The organism is Catenibacterium sp. UBA627 (genome assembly GCF_002299355.1).
Taxonomy (GTDB): Bacteria; Bacillota_I; Bacilli_A; order Erysipelotrichales; family Coprobacillaceae; genus Catenibacterium; species Catenibacterium mitsuoka.
This window is the reverse complement of record NZ_DBPF01000011.1, coordinates 35,311-36,839: the sequence shown is the minus strand read 5'-3', so window position 1 is coordinate 36,839 and position 1,529 is coordinate 35,311. Positions and strand designations below refer to the sequence as shown.

The 1,529-nt window shown below is 48.9% G+C and carries 3 protein-coding genes and 1 pseudogene; all 4 read right to left on the bottom strand.

The window, feature by feature from the left end; genetic code table 11:
• Nucleotides 1-210 (bottom strand): annotated as a pseudogene (locus B2S90_RS00915) (type IV secretory system conjugative DNA transfer family protein); the annotation flags it as partial.
• On the bottom strand, nt 207-683 hold the full coding sequence (locus B2S90_RS00910) for a PcfB family protein (protein WP_129175365.1): 477 nt from the start codon (nt 681-683) through the stop codon (nt 207-209). The gene B2S90_RS00910 and the pseudogene B2S90_RS00915, both read right to left, overlap by 4 nt.
• A gap of 85 nt (nt 684-768) precedes the next feature.
• Entirely contained in the window at nt 769-999 is a 231-nt protein-coding gene (locus B2S90_RS00905) for a DUF5348 domain-containing protein (protein ID WP_160220507.1), read from the bottom strand.
• Between the two features lie 2 nt (nt 1,000-1,001).
• Nucleotides 1,002-1,529, bottom strand: a 528-nt coding sequence (locus tag B2S90_RS00900) for a DUF6017 domain-containing protein (RefSeq protein WP_286696392.1), incomplete at its 5' end; no start/stop codon positions are given.

The following is a 1,529-nucleotide window of genomic DNA, read 5'->3' as shown; positions in this document are numbered from 1 at the left end:
CCCGGCAACGCCGATTAGAAAGTCCTGTCCGTTAAGGCTTGGCAGGGGGCTTTCAAAGGCGGCTGTTATGCCCTGCATGATGTTTAGCAGCTTCCCGGAGAGGTCAGCCCCCGGAGAGAGCCGGAACGCTTCGCCCACTTTCATAAAGAGCCACACAAAGAGCAGGTACGGCGCATTGAGGATAAGCAGCTTTTTGATGTTCGGTTTCATAATTCCCGCCCCCTGTCCTTGTTTTTTACTTTTTCCCTGTTCTGGTTCATCTGTTTAGCCTTTTCCTTAAAGGCGGCTAATGCCTTGCGTATGGACGGCTTTTTCTCCCTGCCTAGCTGCTTTGCTGCAAACTCCTTAAAGGCTTCCGTCATAACGTCCACGTCCCGCCCCTTGAAGAAAACAAGGTAGCGGGGCGGTTCTTCGCCCTTGACTTTCTTTAGGCTGTAATCAAGCCCGTATTTCTTGGCTATGGGTTCAAACGCCTTTATGTTAGCGTCCGTAATCTCCATACTGGAAACGCCCGTGTTCTGCTTCATAAGGTGCTTTAAGGTCTGTTTCCCTTTGTACTGCTTGGGTGCTTTGTTCTTCCGTGCATTTAACATTTTTCTGATAGCCTTTTGTAAGACTTCGGCGGTCAGCTTTGCCGTTTTGATTGAGAGTGCAACGGTCTTTTCGTTGATCTGCTCCTGCATGGTGTGTCATTCCTCCTTTCTTGTGTCAGAGTAGTGCAGGCGGCGGGCATGGAAAAAGGGGCAGCCGTTGTTTCTGGTCGCCCCCTTATCTGTGTCTGCTGTCCCGTACCTGCAATCCGTCCAGTACGTCCGTCTTGATACCCACTAAGTACCATTTCTGGTGCAGGTTCATTTCAATGCGTGTCGCCCGCCACTGTTCCCCGTCAAAGACTTCAAAGCATTGCCCGCAATGCAAGCCCCCGTAATATTCATCAAGCCCAAAGCGAATGTCATAGCGTCCGCTTGCCTTGTCGTAAACTAATGCGCCCGGTCTGATATTCATGGTGTGCCGTCCTCCTTATTCTGGAAAAATGCGCCCTCTGCCATATCGTGGGCGACAAGGGCGGTGTAATAGCTGTCAATGGTGTTTGGTGCGTTGAAAAGAACCGCAAGCAGGTATTTCTTGATGTTGCGTATCTTGGTGGTATTCTGGTGCATACAGTCAATCACAAACTGGATATGACTGCTGTTCAGTTTCATAAACTTAGACTTTACAAGCTCTGCCGGGTAGTCGTCCCCGGCAATCCGCACCACCTTGCGGCGGGTGCAGACGGTTTCAAGCATGAGGGAAACAATCTCGTCAAGCATACCCCGGTCAATGTTCCTGTCCTGTATCAGATAGGCGTATTCGATATTGTCCTTTATGACTTCTTCATAAGCCCGTACTGCGTCCATGTTNNCTTTCCGTTCCGGCGTAGCCGTTCCCGTTGTTAAGGGAGTGGAAAGGATAGGAATGGAATGGTTATTTAATAAATCTTTATTTTGTAAATCTTTACTTGATAGTTCTTTATTTAATTGCGTTGGATT